At 69.3% G+C, this 17,537-nt stretch carries 18 protein-coding genes; 12 read left to right on the top strand and 6 right to left on the bottom strand.

Translation table 11 applies throughout. The features are described 5' to 3' along the window. Positions 1-198: 198 nt before the first annotated feature. Positions 199-1,356 (top strand): FAD-dependent monooxygenase, encoded by a 1,158-nt coding sequence (locus AC5RW2_RS12450; RefSeq protein WP_494049453.1) that lies wholly within the window; start codon positions 199-201, stop codon positions 1,354-1,356. An 85-nt stretch (positions 1,357-1,441) separates the two neighbouring features. Continuing rightward, entirely contained in the window at positions 1,442-2,164 is a 723-nt protein-coding gene (locus AC5RW2_RS12445; protein ID WP_494074004.1) for a hypothetical protein, read from the top strand. On the opposite strand, the gene AC5RW2_RS12440 is transcribed toward AC5RW2_RS12445, so the two are convergent. Both AC5RW2_RS12440 and purD read right to left on the bottom strand, forming a co-directional pair. Continuing rightward, entirely contained in the window at positions 2,142-3,098 is a 957-nt protein-coding gene (locus AC5RW2_RS12440; protein WP_494074003.1) for a phosphoribosylaminoimidazolesuccinocarboxamide synthase, read from the bottom strand. The genes AC5RW2_RS12445 and AC5RW2_RS12440 overlap by 23 nt on opposite strands. 11 nt (positions 3,099-3,109) lie before the next feature. Further along, entirely contained in the window at positions 3,110-4,423 is a 1,314-nt protein-coding gene (gene purD, locus AC5RW2_RS12435) for a phosphoribosylamine--glycine ligase (protein ID WP_494074002.1), read from the bottom strand. A gap of 67 nt (positions 4,424-4,490) precedes the next feature. Between purD and AC5RW2_RS12430 the strand changes: the two genes are divergently transcribed. The 6 genes from AC5RW2_RS12430 to AC5RW2_RS12405 all read left to right on the top strand — a co-directional run bounded on the left by AC5RW2_RS12430 (position 4,491) and on the right by AC5RW2_RS12405 (position 9,719). Further along, a complete protein-coding gene (locus tag AC5RW2_RS12430) occupies positions 4,491-5,495 on the top strand; it encodes an asparaginase (RefSeq protein ID WP_494012864.1) in 1,005 nt (334 codons plus the stop codon). Positions 5,496-5,516: 21 nt separating this feature from the next. Next, a complete protein-coding gene (locus tag AC5RW2_RS12425; protein ID WP_494012865.1) occupies positions 5,517-5,879 on the top strand; it encodes a sterol carrier family protein in 363 nt (120 codons plus the stop codon). A 10-nt stretch (positions 5,880-5,889) separates the two neighbouring features. After that, entirely contained in the window at positions 5,890-6,378 is a 489-nt protein-coding gene (locus AC5RW2_RS12420; protein ID WP_494074001.1) for a hypothetical protein, read from the top strand. Between the two features lie 72 nt (positions 6,379-6,450). Next, a complete protein-coding gene (gene purF, locus AC5RW2_RS12415) occupies positions 6,451-8,004 on the top strand; it encodes an amidophosphoribosyltransferase (protein WP_494012867.1) in 1,554 nt (517 codons plus the stop codon). Beyond that, positions 8,001-9,116: a phosphoribosylformylglycinamidine cyclo-ligase gene (purM, locus tag AC5RW2_RS12410; protein ID WP_494074000.1), complete on the top strand. Its 1,116-nt coding sequence runs from the start codon at positions 8,001-8,003 to the stop codon at positions 9,114-9,116. The genes purF and purM overlap by 4 nt, the downstream gene beginning before the upstream one ends. Positions 9,117-9,218: 102 nt before the next feature. After that, entirely contained in the window at positions 9,219-9,719 is a 501-nt protein-coding gene (locus AC5RW2_RS12405; protein WP_494073999.1) for a 2'-5' RNA ligase family protein, read from the top strand. 121 nt (positions 9,720-9,840) lie between these two features. Here AC5RW2_RS12405 and AC5RW2_RS12400 read toward each other — a convergent pair whose 3' ends face one another. Next, positions 9,841-10,071, bottom strand: a complete 231-nt coding sequence (locus tag AC5RW2_RS12400; RefSeq protein WP_494000679.1) for a DUF3073 domain-containing protein — start codon at positions 10,069-10,071, stop codon at positions 9,841-9,843. Between the two features lie 264 nt (positions 10,072-10,335). Between AC5RW2_RS12400 and AC5RW2_RS12395 the strand changes: the two genes are divergently transcribed. Beyond that, on the top strand, positions 10,336-11,511 hold the full coding sequence (locus AC5RW2_RS12395; RefSeq protein ID WP_494073998.1) for a septum formation family protein: 1,176 nt from the start codon (positions 10,336-10,338) through the stop codon (positions 11,509-11,511). Positions 11,512-11,604: 93 nt separating this feature from the next. On the opposite strand, the gene clpB is transcribed toward AC5RW2_RS12395, so the two are convergent. Next, positions 11,605-14,229, bottom strand: coding sequence for an ATP-dependent chaperone ClpB (gene clpB, locus AC5RW2_RS12390; RefSeq protein ID WP_494073997.1), 2,625 nt, complete (start codon positions 14,227-14,229; stop codon positions 11,605-11,607). Positions 14,230-14,487: 258 nt separating this feature from the next. Between clpB and AC5RW2_RS12385 the strand changes: the two genes are divergently transcribed. After that, positions 14,488-15,024: a GNAT family N-acetyltransferase gene (locus AC5RW2_RS12385; RefSeq protein ID WP_494012872.1), complete on the top strand. Its 537-nt coding sequence runs from the start codon at positions 14,488-14,490 to the stop codon at positions 15,022-15,024. 25 nt (positions 15,025-15,049) lie between these two features. After that, the gene (locus tag AC5RW2_RS12380) at positions 15,050-15,607 is read left to right on the top strand and encodes a HutD/Ves family protein (RefSeq protein ID WP_494073996.1); all 558 of its coding nucleotides are present in this window, start codon (positions 15,050-15,052) and stop codon (positions 15,605-15,607) included. A 76-nt stretch (positions 15,608-15,683) separates the two neighbouring features. Here the strand turns inward: AC5RW2_RS12380 and AC5RW2_RS12375 are convergent, their stop codons facing one another. After that, positions 15,684-16,250 carry a YceI family protein gene (locus tag AC5RW2_RS12375; RefSeq protein ID WP_494000684.1) on the bottom strand — a complete coding sequence of 189 codons (567 nt, stop codon included), beginning with the start codon at positions 16,248-16,250 and terminating at the stop codon, positions 15,684-15,686. A gap of 229 nt (positions 16,251-16,479) precedes the next feature. Here AC5RW2_RS12375 and AC5RW2_RS12370 point away from each other — a divergent pair, with 229 nt between their 5' ends. After that, complete coding sequence (locus AC5RW2_RS12370; protein ID WP_494073995.1) at positions 16,480-16,950, top strand: pyridoxamine 5'-phosphate oxidase family protein; 471 nt, start codon at positions 16,480-16,482, stop codon at positions 16,948-16,950. A 33-nt stretch (positions 16,951-16,983) separates the two neighbouring features. Here the strand turns inward: AC5RW2_RS12370 and AC5RW2_RS12365 are convergent, their stop codons facing one another. Then, positions 16,984-17,415 carry a YccF domain-containing protein gene (locus tag AC5RW2_RS12365; protein ID WP_494000686.1) on the bottom strand — a complete coding sequence of 144 codons (432 nt, stop codon included), beginning with the start codon at positions 17,413-17,415 and terminating at the stop codon, positions 16,984-16,986. Positions 17,416-17,537: the final 122 nt, after the last annotated feature.

Genomic DNA, 17,537 nt, shown 5'->3' with positions numbered 1-17,537 from the left:
TTCAGAGCGGCCGCGACGGTCGTCAGCTGATCGATTTGGTGGCAGCTATGCTTCGAGTAACGTCCCAGGACCCCGACCAATCACCGGGAACTCCCGCTGCTCTTCGGAGCGGCGGGAGTTCTTGCTTTTCCGCTCCCGGAACCGGTTTGTACCGGCCGAAAGTTGTGAACCCGGCCCAAAAGCGGGAAGTATGGACCCATGGGGTCTCTGCAGCGCTCGGCGCTCATCGTAGGGGCCGGAATCGGCGGGCTCGCCACTGCGCGGGCCTTGCAACGAACCGGCTGGAAAGTCCACGTGGTCGAACGCGCCGGAACGCTGCAGCAGCTGGGCACCGGGCTGACGATCTGGGCCAACGGGACACGCGCCCTGCAGCGGCTCGGCGTGCTGGACGCCTTTGAAGAGGCCTCCCTCCCGGTCGGCGGCAGCTCGCACGACCAGTTCGGCAACGTGCTGTCCACGTTCAGCAGCGACGACCTCCGGCAGCGCTACGGCCACCCGCTGCGTTCCATCCACCGCTCGGACCTCACCACGCTGCTGAACGACTCGCTCTACGTCAACACGGTGCATCTGGGTTTGCAGGCGGTGAAGTTCCGGCGCGATCAGCACGGCGGGACGGTCACGCTGAACAACGGCGGCTCCCTGCACGCGGACCTGGTGGTCGGCGCCGACGGCCTGCGCTCGCTGGTCCGCCACGACCTAATCGGCGACGGCGCCCCGCGGGCCTCCGGCATCACCGCCATGCGCGCGGTCTGCCCGATCGGCGACCTCGATCCGGGCTGGCTGCCCTGGGGCGAGTCCTGGGGCAACGGGGAGGTCTTCGGCATGATCCCGCTGCCAAGCGGCCTCATTTACTGGTACGCCACCATGCCCAACCACGTGCTGGCGCAGGACGACGAGGTCCTCTGGCGCACCCTGGCCCTGCAGCGCTTCGAGGGCTGGCACCCGGCCGTCCGGGCGGTCATCGGCGCCACCAAGAGCCAGGACATCATGGCGCACGAACTGTTCGACCGGAAACCCGCCGCCGTCTGGTCCGGCAGCCACGCCACCCTCGTGGGCGACGCCGCGCACCCCATGCTGCCGTTCCTCGGCCAAGGCGCAAGCCAGGCCCTCGAGGACGCGGTCGCGCTGGCCGGCGCGCTGAACGCCGACTGGAACATCACCACGGCCCTGCGCAACTACGAACGGGCGCGGGGCCCGCGCACGGCCAAGGTGGTCGAGCGCTCGCGCAAGATGGCGGCCATGGCACGGCAGCAGAAGCCGTGGAAGCAGAAGCTCCAGCGGACGGTGATGAGCAAGGCGCCGCAGGCCCTGGTCTTCAAGCAGTTGGACGACGTCGTCGGCCGCGTCGACAAGTGAGCCGTAGGCGCCGCCTCGCCCTCACCATTGACTCTGCCCGCGCCCCGTATTGGAATGGAAGATAACTCCGTCAGCAGGGGTGCCGATGTTCCTCGCAGAGTTCGCGCAGCTGGCCGTCGCCACGGCCGTGCTGGCTGCCGTGGTTTTCCTGACCTCCTACACGGTGGAACGCGGCCTGCGCCGCCGCCCCGATCCGGACACCGCGTTCTGGTACTGCTTCTCCGGGCTGTGCTGCGCCCTGGCCGTGGTGCTCGCCGCCGCGGCCGTCTTCCCGTCCGCCGTGCCGCTCTGGCTGCTGCTCGCTGCCGGCTGCGCCGCGCCCGCCGTCTGGCGGATCAGCCGTACGGCCGCCGCCGCCATCCGCAACCAGGACAGCCGGGACTGGCATGAAGCCGCGGCCCGGCATGACGGCCTCCGGTCCCGCTGGCTGGCCTATGAACTGGATCCGGCGCTGGCCATCGATTACCCGGACATGTCGGACGTCTCGCGCCCGGCCACCGCTGCCATGCTCCGCGCCCTGAAACGTGCGGACGCGCTGCGTTCCCTAGGTCCGGCCGACGACGGCGGTGCCGGCGGCTATCCCGCGGCCGTCGCCGAAGCCGCGGCCCGGCTGGCGGCCGCCGAGCTCGCGGCCGGCCGCCTCCCGGAAACCGCTCCCGGCTCCCCCGCGGGCCCGGCCGGGCTGCCGGCCGGCCCTCTGCCGGCCAGCGGGCTGCCGGCCGGCCCTCTGCCCGACCCCATGGGCGCGGCCGGGAGCACCCGGCCCGGCCCCGCGCCGCTGCCGATCAGGCGAACGTCCGCCCGGTGAGCCGTTCGTAGGCTTCGACGTAACGCGCCCTCGTCTTCTGCACGATGTCCTCCGGCAGGGCGGGCGGCGGGGCGTCCGAGTTCTTGTCCCAGCCGGAGGCGGGCGACGTCAGCCAGTCGCGCACGAACTGCTTGTCGAACGACGGCTGCGCCCGGCCCGGCTCGTAGGTGTCCGCGTCCCAGAACCGCGAGGAGTCGGGGGTCAGCACCTCGTCGCCGAGCGTGATCTCCCCCGTCGTGGGATCGACGCCAAACTCAACCTTGGTGTCAGCCAGGATGATTCCCCGCTCCCGGGCGATGGCTTCGGCGCGCGTATAGATCTGCAGCGTCTTATCGCGCAGCCGGGCCGCGGTCTCCGCCCCGACGGTCTGGACCACCGCGTCGTAGGTGATGTTCTCGTCGTGCTCGCCCACCTCGGCCTTGGCCGAGGGGGTGAAGATGGCGGGCTCCAGGCGGGAGCCGTCCACCAGGCCGGCGGGCAGCGGCAACCCGCACACGGTCCGGGATTGCCGGTACTCGGCGAGGCCGGACCCGGTGAGGTAGCCGCGGGCGATGCATTCCACCGGGTACATGTCCAGTTTCTTGCAGACCATCGCCCGGCCGGCGACCGCGTCGGGCACCTCGGTGGACACCACGTGGTGCGCCACCGGGTTGTCCCCTTGGGCGAGCTGTTCGAACCACCACAGGCTCAGCTGGGTGAGGATCCGTCCCTTGTCCGGGATCTCGCTGGACAGCACGTGGTCGTAGGCGCTGATCCGGTCGCTCGCCACCACCAGCACGGTGTCGTTGCGCCGGTCCAACAGGCCTTCGGCGGCGATGTCGTCGCTGGCCGTTTCCACCTGCTGCGGGGCGGCCGGGACGTACAGGTCGCGGACCTTGCCGGAGTAGACGTGCTTCCAGCCGGGCAGTTCGAGTACTTCGGGGGCAAATGCCATGGTTGACGTCCTCAGTCTCTCTGTGCGCCGGCCCGGGAGTTCGTGCCGGACGCGGGCACCTTGATCTTGCCCTCGGCCGCCAGCAGGGCAATGTCGCTGCGGTACTGCGCCCCCTCCAGGCTGATGGCGTCGATGCCCTCGTAGGCACGTTCGCGGGCTTCCACCAGGTCTTCACCCAGGGCGACGACGGCGAGCACCCGCCCGCCGGCGCTGACCACCTTGCCGTTCCCGTCCAGGGCGGTCCCGGCATGGATCACGTGCACGTCGGTCAAGGCATTGGCCTTCTTCAGGCCGCGGATCCGATCCCCGGTGCGCGGAGTTCCCGGGTAATTCTCTGCCGCCAGCACCACCGTGACGGCGGACCGCCTGGACCAGACCAACTGTTCGGTGTCGTCCAATTCCCCCTTGGCGGCCGCCAGCAGCAGCCCGCCCAGCGGTGTGCGCAGCCGGGCCAGTACCGCCTGGGTTTCCGGGTCCCCGAAGCGGGCGTTGAATTCGATCACCCGCAGGCCGCGGCCGGTCACGGCCAGCCCGCAGAACAGCACGCCCACGAACGGGGTGCCGCGGTGGGCCATCTCGCGGATGGTCGGCAGCGCGACGCGGTCCATGACTTCGTCCACGAAACCGGGCGGCAGCCAGGTCAGCGGCGTGTAGGCGCCCATGCCGCCGGTGTTCGGGCCCTCGTCGCCGTCGAAAATCCGCTTGAAATCCTGCGCCGGTACCAGAGGGATGGCGCGTTCGCCGTCGGAAATCACAAACAGGGAGACTTCCGGGCCGTCGAGGAATTCCTCGATGACCACGGAACCGCCGGCGTCGAAGCAGGCCTGGGCATGTGCCAGGGCGGCGTCGCGGTCTTCGGTCACCACCACGCCCTTGCCGGCCGCCAGCCCGTCGTCCTTGACCACGTAGGGAGCCCCGAACGAATCCAGGGCCTCGGCCGCTTCGGCGGCGTTGGTGGCCACGTGAGCCATGGCGGTGGGCACGTTCGCCGCGGCCATGACCTGCTTGGCGAAGGCCTTGGAGCCTTCGAGCCTGGCCGCTTCCTTGCTGGGGCCGAACACCGGGATCCCCGCCGCGCGCAACGGGTCGGCCACGCCGGCGGCCAGCGGGGCCTCCGGGCCCACCACCACCAGGTCGGACTCCAGCCGCCGGGCCAGCTCGGTCACCGCCGCCGGGTCGCCCGCATCCACCTGGTGCGTGGGCACGATCTGCGCGATGCCGGCGTTGCCGGGGGCGGCATGCACCTCGGTGACAAAGGGATCGGCCAGCAGGGAACGGATTATTGCGTGCTCGCGGCCGCCGGGGCCGATCACAAGTACCTTCACAAGGAACTAGCCTACTGGTCGCGGGGCGGAGCCTCGAAGTTGTTGCACCGGCCCCTAAACTGAGTCCATGCCCGAGACATTCAAAGCCGCGGACGCCGTGGAACTGGCCGTCGTCGAACGCAACGGTTTCATCGAGTCCCGCCATCTGGGCTCCGCGGTGGTCATGGCCGCCGACGGCACCGTGGTGACCGAACTCGGCGACATCAGCGCACCGATCTTCCCGCGCTCAACGCTCAAGCCGTTCCAGGCCCTGGCCGCCATGCAGTCCGGCGTCCCGCTGCGCGGCGACCAGGTGGCCCTGGCCTGCGCCAGCCATGTGGGGTCGCTCGAGCACATGGACGTGGTGGAGGGCATGCTCAAGGCCGCCGGCCTGACCGACGCCGATCTTCGCTGCCCGCCGGCCTGGCCGCAGGACGAGCAGGCGCGCGGCTGGCTGGTCCGCACCGAACGCGGCCAGCAGCGGCTGTCCTTCAACTGCTCCGGCAAGCACGCCGCCTTCCTCTGGGCCTGCGTGGAGAACGGCTGGAATACCCAGACCTACCTGGAACCGAACCACCCCCTCCAGCGCCGCGTGATGGAGGTCATCGAGGAGTACGCCGAAGAAAAGATCGAGCACATCGCCGTCGACGGCTGCGGCGCCCCGGCGCCCGCGCTGTCGTTGACCGGCCTGGCCCGGGCCGTGGGGAAGCTGGCGAAGGCTCCGGCGGACAAGAACGCCGATGCCCGCGCCGCCACCATCGCCACCGCCATGCTGGACTACCCGTGGGCGGTGCACGGCTGGGGCCAGGAAAACACCGTGGTGATGGAGCAGCTGGGGGTCTTTGCCAAGTCCGGCGCCGAGGGCGTGATGGTGATGGCCACCCCCAATGGCGTCTCGGTGGCGGTGAAAATCCTGGACGGCAGCGGCCGCGCCGGTTCCCTGATCGCGCTGACACTGCTGGCCGCCTGCGGCGCCGTCGACGTGGAGAAGGTGGGCCCGGTGCTGGAGGACGTGGTCAAGCCCGTCCTCGGCGGCGGCCAGCCGGTGGGCAGGCTGCGGCTGGCGCCGCCCATGGTCGCGCTGCTGGACTGAGCCCCGGAAGGACCTGAATCGATGGGAGTACGACGCCGGATCCCGGCTCGGGAGGGCGACGCCGCCGTGGCTGCGTGGCGCGGCGGGGCCACGGACCGTCAGACCACTGCCACGGCGGTGCGGTACGCGTTGGAGGAACTGGCGGACCGTGCCCCCGGCAACAGCGTGGAGGTGCGGGTGCCGCCGTTCGGCGTCGCCCAGTGCATCGAAGGCCCCAAGCACACCCGGGGCACACCGCCGAACGTGGTGGAAACCGACCCCGCCACCTGGCTTGCCTTGGTGACGGGGGCGCTCGGGTGGGACACCGCCGTCGCCGAGGGCAGGGTCGCTGCCTCCGGGCTGCGGGCCGAACTGGCGGACAGGCTGCCGCTCTTCGCCCGGTAGGCTGGAACGTATGACTTCTGAGCAAGAACCGGCTCGCGACCGCAGACCCATCGAGCCGGAGCGCCGCGACGTCACCGTTCGCCGGGCGCCGAAGTATGCGCCCTTCATCGCCGTCTGGGCCGTGCTGGGCGTCGTGCTGGCCGCCGTGTCCGCCTACACCGGGCCGGAGAACGCGGAGTTCACCCGCGGCACCGTTTTTGCCTTCCTGGCCGTGCTGTTCGGCTTGGCCGGCATCCTGATTGGATCGTTGCTGTTCCTGCTCATCGACCGGGCCAGCGTCAAACGCGCGAAGCACCTGACGGCAGTTGCCGAACCCGGGCAGGAAGACTCCGCGGACCCGGCTGCGGATCCGGGCCCCGCCGACGTCCCGGAGACGCCCCGCGATCGGGACGGGAGCACCCCCGTCACCCGCGAACGGGACCGCGAAACCGGGGCCGGAACCGAGGGCGCAACCGGGGGCGAAACCGGGGGCGGAACCGAAGGCGAACGCCAGGCGTAACCTGCCGGCGGGCCCCCGTAATCCCCGTCACCCCGGTGCGGCCGCGCGCCGGGCGCATGAGAGAATGGGCGGGTGGCACGCGGTGACGGAAAACTCTCCCATGAACTTCTTCCCGGCGAAAAGGGACCCCAGGACGCCTGTGGCGTTTTCGGCGTCTGGGCACCCGGCGAAGAAGTAGCAAAACTTACCTACTACGGCCTGTACGCCCTGCAGCACCGCGGACAGGAGTCCGCCGGTATTGCCACCAGCGACGGCAAACGCATCAATGTCTACAAGGACATGGGCCTGGTGTCCCAGGTCTTCGACGAGACCACCCTCAACACGCTGAGCGGGCACATCGCCGTCGGCCATTGCCGCTACTCCACCACCGGCGGCTCCACGTGGGCAAATGCGCAACCGACGCTGGGCGCCACCGCCACCGGCACCGTCGCGCTGGCCCACAACGGCAACCTGACCAACTCCGCGGAGCTGTACGAGAAGGTGCTGGAGAAGTTCGGCAAGCCCGACCGCGGCGAGCTGGCCCAGGGCAACACCACGGACACCGCGCTGGTCACCGCGCTCATGGCCGGCGAGGAGGGCCAGACCCTCGAGGAACGCTCGCTGGAGCTGCTGCCCAAGCTGCGCGGCGCCTTCTGCTTCACCTTCATGGACGAAGGCACGCTGTACGCCGCCCGCGACCCGGCCGGGGTCCGCCCGCTGGTGCTGGGCCGGCTGGAGCGCGGCTGGGTGGTCGCCTCCGAGACCGCTGCGCTGGACATCGTGGGCGCATCCTTCGTCCGCGAAGTCGAACCCGGCGAATTCATCGCCATCGACGAGAACGGCCTGCGCTCCCAGCGCTTCGCCGAGAAAAAGCCTGCCGGCTGCGTCTTCGAATACGTCTACCTGGCCCGCCCGGACACGTCCATCAACGGCCGCAGCATCCACGCTGCCCGCGTGGAGATGGGCCGGAAGCTGGCCAAGGAACACCCGGCCGAGGCCGACCTGGTGATTCCGACGCCGGAATCCGGGACCCCGGCCGCCATCGGCTATGCCGAGGCCTCGGGCATCCCCTACGGCCAGGGACTGGTCAAGAACGCCTACGTGGGCCGGACCTTCATCCAGCCCAGCCAGACCATCCGCAAGCTCGGCATCCGGTTGAAGCTGAACCCGCTGCGGTCGGTGGTGCAGGGCAAACGGCTGGTGGTGATTGACGATTCGATCGTCCGCGGCAACACCCAGCGTGCCCTGGTCCGGATGCTGCGCGAAGCCGGTGCGGCCGAGGTGCATGTGCGCATCTCCTCTCCGCCCATCAAGTGGCCGTGCTTCTACGGCATCGACTTCGCCAGCCGGGCCGAGCTCATCGCGAACGGCATCGGGGTCGAAGATGTCAGGGCGTCGCTCGGCGCCGACAGCCTGGGCTACATCTCCGAAGAGGGCATGATCGAGGCGACCGAACAGCCGCGCGAGCGGCTGTGCACCGCGTGCTTCACGGGCGAGTATCCGATCGAACTGCCCACCGCCGACCGCCTGGGCAAGAACCTGCTGGAACGCGGCGAGGCGGACCAGGAACACGGCTCGTGCGACCCCGGGCCGGATTCGGACCTGGAGAAGCTCCTGACCGCCGACGACAAGAAAGAGCGAGTATGACCTCCCCCGAACAGGGCCAGATCACCTACGCCAGCGCCGGCGTCGACGTAGAGGCCGGCGACAAGGCCGTCGAGCTGATGAAGGGGGCCATCAAGGCCACTCACAACGCCAACGTCATCGGCGGGGTCGGCGGTTTCGCCGGCCTGTACGACGTTTCGGCACTGCTGAAGTACCGCAAGCCCCTGCTGGCCACCTCCACCGACGGAGTGGGCACCAAGGTCGCCATCGCCCAAGCCATGGACATCCACGACACCATCGGCTTCGACCTGGTCGGCATGGTGGTGGACGACATCGTGGTGGTCGGGGCGGAACCGCTGTTCATGACCGACTACATCGCCTGCGGCAAGGTGGTCCCGGAGCGGATCGCCGACATCGTGCGCGGCATCGCCGCCGCCTGCGAGGTGGCCGGCACCGCACTGGTGGGCGGGGAGACCGCCGAGCACCCCGGCCTGCTGGGCGAACACGAATACGACGTTGCCGGCGCCGCCACCGGCCTGGTCGAGGCCGACGACCTGCTGGGCCCGGAGCGGGTCAAGGACGGGGACGTCGTCATCGGCATGGCCTCCTCGGGCCTCCATTCCAACGGGTATTCCCTGGTCCGCCGGGTGATCAACCATGCCGGCTGGGCACTGGACCGGCAGGTCAGCGAATTCGGCAGGACACTGGGAGAGGAACTCCTGGAGCCCACCCGCGTCTACGCGGCGGACTGCCTGGATCTGGCACGCTACGAAGCAGCCGGTGTCCACGGCTTCAGCCATGTCACCGGCGGCGGCCTGGCCGCGAACCTCGCGCGCGTGCTGCCGCAGGGACTCATGGCCACCGTGGACCGTTCCACCTGGGAGCTGCCGGCCATCTTCAAGCTCATCGGCGAACTGGGCAACGTCCCGCAGGCCGACCTGGAACGGACCCTGAACCTCGGCGTCGGCATGGTTGCCATTGTGGACCGCGCCGGTGCCGATGCCGCCCTGCAGCGCCTGAATGAGCGCGGCGTGCCAGCCTGGGTGATGGGCCAGGTCGGTCCCGCCGACCCGTCCCTGGCCGGCATCGATTATGTCCAGGGCGCCAAGGGCGTCGACGGCGGTGCCGTCCACCTGGTGAACTCCTACGCCTAGGCCCGCCCGGACACCGGACCGCCCCTGCACCGCGAACGCGACGGTCCGGGGGCGGTTTTGTCCGGCATACCGGCCGGCCGGTCCGGGTGGCACACTGGACGGATGGGTGCGTACGTGGTGGTGGCGTTCGTCAGACCGGTGAGCGCCGGCTACGCGTTCCCGCGCAGCCGGTGGCCGCTGCACATCACGCTGGCCCGCTTCGATACCCGGGAGCCGGCCGAGGCCGTCGGTTGGCGCGTCGGCCGGACTCTCGCCGGACGACAGGGGTTTGACGTGCGCATCGGCGCCGACGACTTTTTCGGCCGGAACGGTTCCGTCCCCGTCTCGTTGGTACAGCCGGAACCACGGTTGCAGTTGCTGCACGAAGGCGTGCTGGACGCACTCGGCGAGAATTCCCATGTGCTGAGTCCGCACCATACCCGCCGGCATTTCCGGCCGCACGTCAGCCATCAGGCGGAAGGCCGCCTCCACGCCGGCGACACCGTCCATGTGGGCCAGGCGGCCCTGGTGGACATGCGTCCTGACGGAGACCCGAGGCATCGCCGGGTGATCGAGGTGTGGCCCCTGGCGGACGCCCCGGAACCGCAGCAGTCCGGCACCTGAGTTCGGGAGTCCGGGCAGGCACTTCCGCGCACGCCATGCGCCCCCGCTGGCAGACCCCGAGAGGGTGCAGGAGGGTGAGGCTGGTGCGTGATCCCGTCCGGGAAGAAACGACCGAAGCCGGCTAGCCTACGTTGCGGCTGCCGTGGTCTTCGTCGTCGTCGTACTGATCTGCGTACTTGTCCACGTAGTCCGAGTAGTCCGGCTCATATGGCTCCTCGGAAAACGTGTCGGAGTTATGGCGTTTCGCAGCGCCGAGTTCGCGCTGGAGTGCAGTCAGGTCAGTGGCCGGGCTGAAATACTTCATGTCCCGGGCCTGCCTGGTTGCTTTTGCCTTCTGACGGCCGCGCCCCATGGCGTGACCCCCTTTGTACGTCGATCCGGAAGTGGTCGCACGACTGGCGCACGAGGTCCCGGAATAATTGATCAATTCTGTCGTACCTATAGGGTACATGGTTTTCACGACCGCTCGTGGCAGGCGAACAGTGGCCGCGAGGGGCCCCTCCCGGCTCCCGAAAGGACTAAATCGTGCAGCAACGCGGGAATGTTGGCTAAAGTCATCGTGGACCGGTTCTCCCGTTCTCCCGGAAGACAACACGCACGGAAGGCAAGTTTCCCCATGAGCGAACAGGACAAGCGGCCTGACGACGACGGGAGGCCTCCGCTGGAGCGCCCCGAGAGCCCCGAGAGCCCCGAGGTACCCGACCCCAGCCTGCACATCAGCGCGGACGAGGTGGAGCTGGCCGAGCCAACCCTGGGGCAGGCGAGCATCAGCGAGGATGCCGCGGCCGAGGCCGACCTGGCCAAAGCTGCCGCCGAAGCCGAAGAGGTGGAGAAGGAAGCCGATGCCGCCGGCCAACTGGTGGGCGGCACCCGGGAGGACCGCGCCGTCAAGGCCCGCGGCACCGCGCCCGCGGGAGCACCCGCCGGCGACCAGGGCCCGGCGGGCGACGCCCCGGCGGGCGACCGGACAGCGGAGGAAGCCTCGAAGCCCGACTCGCCTCAAGCCGCCCGCGGGGCCACCGCCGTCACGGGCACACCGGTAACCTCGAAGCCCGATGCGGCCCGCAACCCCGCCCCCGGGGCCGGTGCCGCGACCGGGGCGCCGGCATCGCCGGCTGCGGCCGTCCCGCCGTCGGCCTGGGAGCCCGCGCCGCCCGGCACCGAAGGCTCCGCGCCGGAAAAGAAGTGGTACTCCACCGCCGCCGACGGCCTGCGCCGCGGCGGCGCCGGTGACGAAGCGTCCGGCGGTCCCGCCGCGGGCCCGGCCCGGAAAATGGACTGGAAGCCGCTGGTCATCATCGGCGCGGTCGTCATTGTGGCGATCGTGATTATCGCCATGATCGTGTCCAGCCTGACCGGCGGCTCCCCTGCCGGCGGGGCGGCCAGTCCGGCGTCGTCGCAGACCGCCGCAGAGACGCCCAACGGGGACGGCGTCGTCGCGGAGAACGTCTCGCCGTTCGATTTCCAGCAGGGCCAGTGCTTCACCGACTTCGAGGCCGTCATGCGTGAAGCAACCGTCGTCACCTGCGACACGCCGCACGAGGCGCAACTGGTGGGCACCTTCTCCTACGGGGACGACGAAGAGTTCCCGGGCGCCGACGAACTGAACATCAAGGCCCAGGAGGTCTGCACGGCCGTTGCCCTCAACGACTCCGCGGCCGACCAGCCGGATCTCAAGGACTCCTACGGCATGCCGTCGAAGGAGACGTGGGCGCAGGGCGATCGCCGGATCGACTGCTTTAAGATCGCCGAGGAGGGCCAGGAGATCACCGGCTCGCTGGTCGACCTGTAACCCGGCACGGAACAGTCCGGCGGTCCCGCCGTGGCGGGGCCGCCGGGGCGGGGCCGCCGGACTTCTTCCGCGACCCGGCCGGGGCCGCTCAGGTCAGCCGCCCCGGACCGCCCCCACCTTCGACTGCACGATCAGCCCGCCGGCCCCGCCGTCGACGTCGAGCTCCGGCACATCCACCAGCACGGTGTCGCCGTCGCTGATCGCGCCCGCGAGCAGGCCGCGGGCCAGCTTGTCGCCGATCTCGCGCTGGACCAGCCGGCGCAGCGGCCGGGCGCCGTAGGCGGGATCGAAGCCGGTCAGGGCCAGCCACTCGCGGGCGGCGTCCGTGACCTTGAGGGTCAGCCGGCGTTCGGCCAGCCGCGCAGCCAGCGCCGCCACCTGCAGATCCACGATCCGGGAGAGTTCTTCGATGCTCAGCGGGTCGAAGATGATCACGTCGTCCAGCCGGTTGAGGAACTCCGGCTTGAAGCTGGCGTTCACCACGTTCAGGACCGCTTCGCGCTTCGTGTCTGCGTCCATGGTCTGGTCCACGAGGAACTGCGAGCCGAGGTTTGAGGTCAGCACCAGGATCACGTTGCGGAAGTCCACGGTGCGGCCCTGCCCGTCGGTGAGGCGTCCGTCGTCGAGCACCTGCAGGAGGATGTCGAAGGCCTCGGGATGGGCCTTCTCCACCTCGTCCAGCAGCACGACGGAGTAGGGACGGCGGCGGACGGCCTCGGTCAACTGGCCGCCTTCTTCGTAGCCCACGTACCCCGGAGGGGCGCCGACCAGGCGCGACACGGAGTGCTTTTCCGAGTACTCGCTCATGTCGATCCGGACCATGGCCCGTTCGTCGTCGAACAAGAAGTCCGCCAGCGCCTTGGCCAGCTCGGTCTTGCCGACGCCGGTGGGACCCAGGAAGAGGAACGAGCCGGTGGGCCGGTCCGGGTCGCTGATGCCCGCCCGGGCGCGCCGTACCGCGTCCGCGACCGAGGCAACCGCCTTGGACTGGCCGATCAGCCGTGAGCCGATGTGCTCCTCCATCTGCAGCAGCTTCTGGCTTTCGCCCTGCAGCATGCGGCCGGCCGGGATGCCGGTCCACGCGGAGATGACCTCGGCGATGTCGTCGGCGGTCACCTCCTCGGAGACCATCTGGTCCCGCCCCGCGCCGCCCTGTTCCTCGGCGGCCTGCGCCTGGGCCAGCTCCTTTTCCAGCGTCGGGATTTCCCCGTACAGGATCCGGGATGCCTCGGCCAGATCGCCCTCGCGCTGGGACTTGTCGGCCTGCGAGCGCAGCTCGTCCAGCTTGGCCTTCAGGTCGCCCACGCGGTTCAGCCCGGCCTTCTCCGCCTCCCACCGGGTGTTCAAAGCCGCCAGCTGCTCCTTCTTGTCTGCCATGTCGGCACGCAGCGCTTCCAGCCGTTCCCGCGAGGCCGCGTCGGTCTCGTTGGCCAGCGCCAGTTCTTCCATGGTGAGCCGGTCGACGGCGCGGCGCAGCTGGTCGATCTCCTCGGGCGCCGAATCGATCTCCATCCGCAGCCGGGAGGCGGCCTCGTCCACCAGGTCGATGGCCTTGTCCGGCAGCTGCCGGCCCGAGATGTAGCGGTTGGACAGCGTCGCGGCGGCCACCAGCGCGGAGTCCCCGATCGATACCTTGTGGTGCGCCTCGTAACGCTCCTTGAGTCCGCGCAGGATGCCGATGGTGTCCTCGACGCTCGGCTCCCCCACGTAGACCTGCTGGAAGCGCCGCTCCAGCGCCGGATCCTTCTCGATGTTCTCGCGGTACTCGTCCAGCGTGGTGGCGCCGATCAGCCGCAGCTCGCCGCGGGCGAGCATCGGCTTGAGCATGTTGCCGGCGTCCATCGAGCCTTCGGAGGCCCCCGCGCCGACGACGGTATGCAACTCGTCGATGAAGGTGACGATCTGCCCGTCCGAGCTCTTGATCTCTTCCAGCACGGCCTTCAGCCGTTCCTCGAACTCGCCCCGGTACTTGGCGCCGGCCACCATCGCCGCGAGGTCCAGCGACATCAGCGTCTTGCCGCGCAGCGATTCAGGCACGTCGCCGGCCACCATCCGCTGGGCCAGGCCCTCCACCACGGCGGTCTTGCCGACCCCGGGTTCGCCGATCAGCACGGGATTGTTCTTGGTGCGGCGCGAGAGCACCTGGACCACGCGGCGGATTTCCGCATCCCGGCCGATCACCGGGTCCAGCTTCCCGGCGCGGGCGATGGCGGTCAGGTCGGTGCCGAACTTCTCCAGCGCCTGAAACGTGTTCTCCGGATCGGCGGTGGTGACCTTCCGGTCTCCGCGCAGGCCGGGCAGGGCGGCGAAGAGTGCTTCGTGGGAGGCACCGGCGTCGCGCAGGATCTTCCCGACGGCGGCGTTGTCCGCCGCGAGGCCCAGCAGCAGAAATTCCGTGGACACGTAGGTGTCCCCCCACTTTTCCGACTCCTGCCGGGCGATCTGGACCGCTTGGAGCAGGCCCCGGGAGTACTGCGCCTGCGCCACGGAGGATCCCGACGACGACGGCAGGGCCTTGATCGCGGTGCTCGCCTGAACACTCACCGAGTCCGGATCGGCCCCGGCGGACTTCAGCACGGCTACGGCCACGCCGTCGCGCTGGTCCATCAGGGCCTTGAGCAGGTGGGCGGGCTCGATCTGCGGATTGCCCGCCGTCGAGGCGTTCATCGCCGCGGCCGACAGCGCTTCCTGGCTTTTGGTGGTGAATTTAGCGTCCAACGCATCTCTCCGTTCGCTCCGGAATGGATCTGGCCAGCCCCGTTAGTGCCGGCCCTGAAACTAAGTTGAGTGTAGTCCACTCAACTTAGTATGTAAAGTTATCCACAGGCTGCGGAGCGAGGCTCACCGCCTTCCGGAGCTCTGCTCCCCCGCCACCGAAGCCTCCTTGCCCGCCTCCATCTTGTCGCCCCGGCGCCCCTGCCCGGAAGGGCGTCCGGCGAATAGGCTGTAGCGGGGACGTGCAGGAGGCGGACGGAGGTGGCCCTGACGGAAACCATGTTGGAAACTGCCCGGCTGCTGCTGAACCAGCCGACGCCGGAGGACATCAGTGCCATGTTCCGGATCCTCTCCGACCGGCGCACCACGCGGTTCAATCCTTCCGACGCGCTCATCTGGAACGAGGAAGCCGAGGGCCTGTTCCAGCGCTGGGAAAGGCAGTGGGAGGACCACGGCGTGGGCTACTTCGCCGTCCGCCTGCCCGGCCGCGAAGACGCCATCGGCTTTGCCGGCGTCAAGCACGTGGCGCTGTCCGGCCGCCCGGTGCTGAATCTCTACTACCGTTTCGACCCCGCCGTGTGGCACCGCGGTTACGGGCGCGAGGCGGTGGCCGCCGTCGTCGCCCATGTCAACGAGTTTTTGGAACTGCCGCCGATCCTGGCGCTGGTCCATCCGGCCAACACCGCGTCCCGGCGCATCGTCACGTCGCTGGGGTTCGAACGGAACGAGGCCGCGGCGGTCAGCGGCCCGGACGGCTACCAGGACGCCTATGTGCTGAACTGGGACCGGCAGCTATAACATAACATCCGGTCAAGGAGTCCCAGTGGAGATCATTCGCGCAGCCGCGCTCAAGGAACAGCGGTGGCGGAACGGCGGCGGCGTCACCAGGGAACTGGCGGCCGGTGACCTCGGCACGGACGGGCTCCCCGGTTGGCGGTTAAGCCTGGCGGACATCAGCTCGGACGGCAGCTTCTCCGAATATCCGGGCGTGGACCGGATATTCACCATTGTGGACGGCGACGTCGCTTTCCTGACCGTGGACGGCAGCCAGCACCGAATGGAACGCTACCGCCCGTTCCGCTTCGACGGCGGGAGCAGCGCGGACTGCAGCCTGCCCACCGGGCCGTGCCGCGCGCTGAACGTCATGACCCGCCGCGGGGCCTGGGGCGCCGGCCTGCTGATCGTCGAGCTCTCGAAGAAACAGCCGCTGCGGCTGTCGGACGGACAGTACCTGGTGCTGCTGCAGGGCCAAGCACAGGCGACTGCTGACGGCACCGCCCAGCCGCTGCATCCCTACGACACCGTGGTCGGCTCGGTCGCGGCCGAGGTCAGCGGCCGCGGGTTCGCGGCACTGGTGTCGGTCTATCCCGCCGGGGACTGAGGCGGCCGGGCCCTGAGGGCGCCGGGGTTTGAGGGCGGCCGGGCCTCCGGAGCCGGTTCCTCATTGCGCCGGTTCCCTACTGCGCGGCGGCGTCCTCGACCTTCACGGCGGAGACCTCGAACTCCAGCATCACGCGGTCCGACACGAGCATGCCGCCCGAGTCCAGGGCCGTGTTCCATTTGACCCCGAACTCCTGCCGGTCAATGCGCCGGGAGCCCTCAAAGCCCGCCCGGAGCTGCCCGCCCGGGTCCCGCTCCACGCCGATGAAGTCGATCGGAACCGCAACCTGCTTGGTGATGCCGCGGATGGTCAGGTCGCCGTTCACAATGAAGTTTGCGCTTTCCACCTGATCGATGCGGGTGCTGACGAACGTAATCTCCGGATAGTTCGGCGCATCGAAGAAGTCGTTCGTGCGCAGATGCTCGTCGCGTTGCGGGCTGCGGGTATCAATGCTGGCGACCTTGATCGTGACCTTGACGGACGAGTTGGCCGGGTTGTCCACGTCGGCCTGGATGATGCCTTCCACGTCGTTGAACGCGCCCCGGACTTTGGTCACCATGGCATGGCGGGTGGAAAATCCGATCCGGGTATGGGCCGGGTCGAACCGCCACTCCCCGGACAGATCAGGAGATAGTTCGGACATGGCAGCGCTCCTCCTCTGGCACAGGCACTGCCTTCCCCAAAGCCAGATGGATGCGCCCGGCCGTCTCCTTCAGCCGCATGCGGCTCGTGTGGTAATTCCAACACATAATGGGACGCAGTGCACCACCTGGGCGCCTCAATTTCGGGGCCGCCCCGGCGACCCTCAGCGGCACCCGACCGGCGGAATCCGCGCCCTATCCCAGCCTGTCAGCGGTCAATAGACTGATGCCATGACCACCGCGAACGAGATGCCTCCATCGACGACACAGCTGCCTGTGGCCGATTGCTGGAAATTGTTCCGCAGCGCTGACTTCGGCCGGCTCGGAGTCGTCGTCGATTCCCACCCGGAGATCTTTCCGGTCAATTACGTCGTGGATCACGGCAGCATCGTGTTCCGCTCCGCCCCGGGAACCAAGCTCGACGCCGCCCTCGCCGGCGAAGTGGTTCTGGAGGTGGACGGCTTCGACCCGGCCACCGGCGTCGCCTGGAGCGCCGTCGCGCGCGGCAGCGCCCAGCGGATGAGCAGCATTGAGGACGTCCTGGAATCGGCAATGCTGCCGCTGTTCCCCTGGCAGTCGGGCGAAAAGAACAATTTCGTCCGCATCGTTCCCACGGTGGTCACCGGACGGCGTTTTGTGGTGCCGGCATCGGCCCGCCGCACGCCGGGGCTCAGCGACAGCCGCCGGCTGCAGATCGAGTAGCCGCCCGCATGGCCGGCCGGCCGCACCGACGGGTCAGCGCCAGGTAACGGGTCCCGGCTGATAGCCGGGAATGTAGCCCGGGAACGCCCTGTCGGTGGGCACGATCTGTTTGCCCAGCGGCGTCAGGGACACCGGAATCATCTTGAGGTTGGCGATCGCCAGCGGGATGCCGATGATGGTGATCGCCTGCGCCACCGCCGTCAGCACATGCCCGATCGCGATCCAGATGCCGGCGACCAGCAGCCAGATGATGTTTCCCAGCGTGGACATAAAGTAGGTGCGCCCGCCGCGGTCCACCACCATGCGGCCGAACGGCCACAGCGCGTAGCCCGCGATGCGGAACGACGCAATGCCGAACGGGATCGTCACGATCAGCAGGCAGCAGACGATGCCGGCCAGGAAGTAGCCCAGCGCCAGCCAGATGCCGCCGAACAGGAGCCAGATAACGTTCAGGAGTGCCTTCATCCCACCATTCTGGCCACGGAGGCGCTCGGCCGCCATACGGGACGTCCCTGAGTGGCCCCCGATGTGCCGTTGGGGCGCGGGTCGTCGGTGGAGCATCGCAGTGCGGCCCCCGGCACGACAAG

Source organism: Arthrobacter sp. B0316-1-20 (genome assembly GCF_059091865.1).
This window is presented reverse-complemented; position numbering and strand designations above follow the sequence as displayed.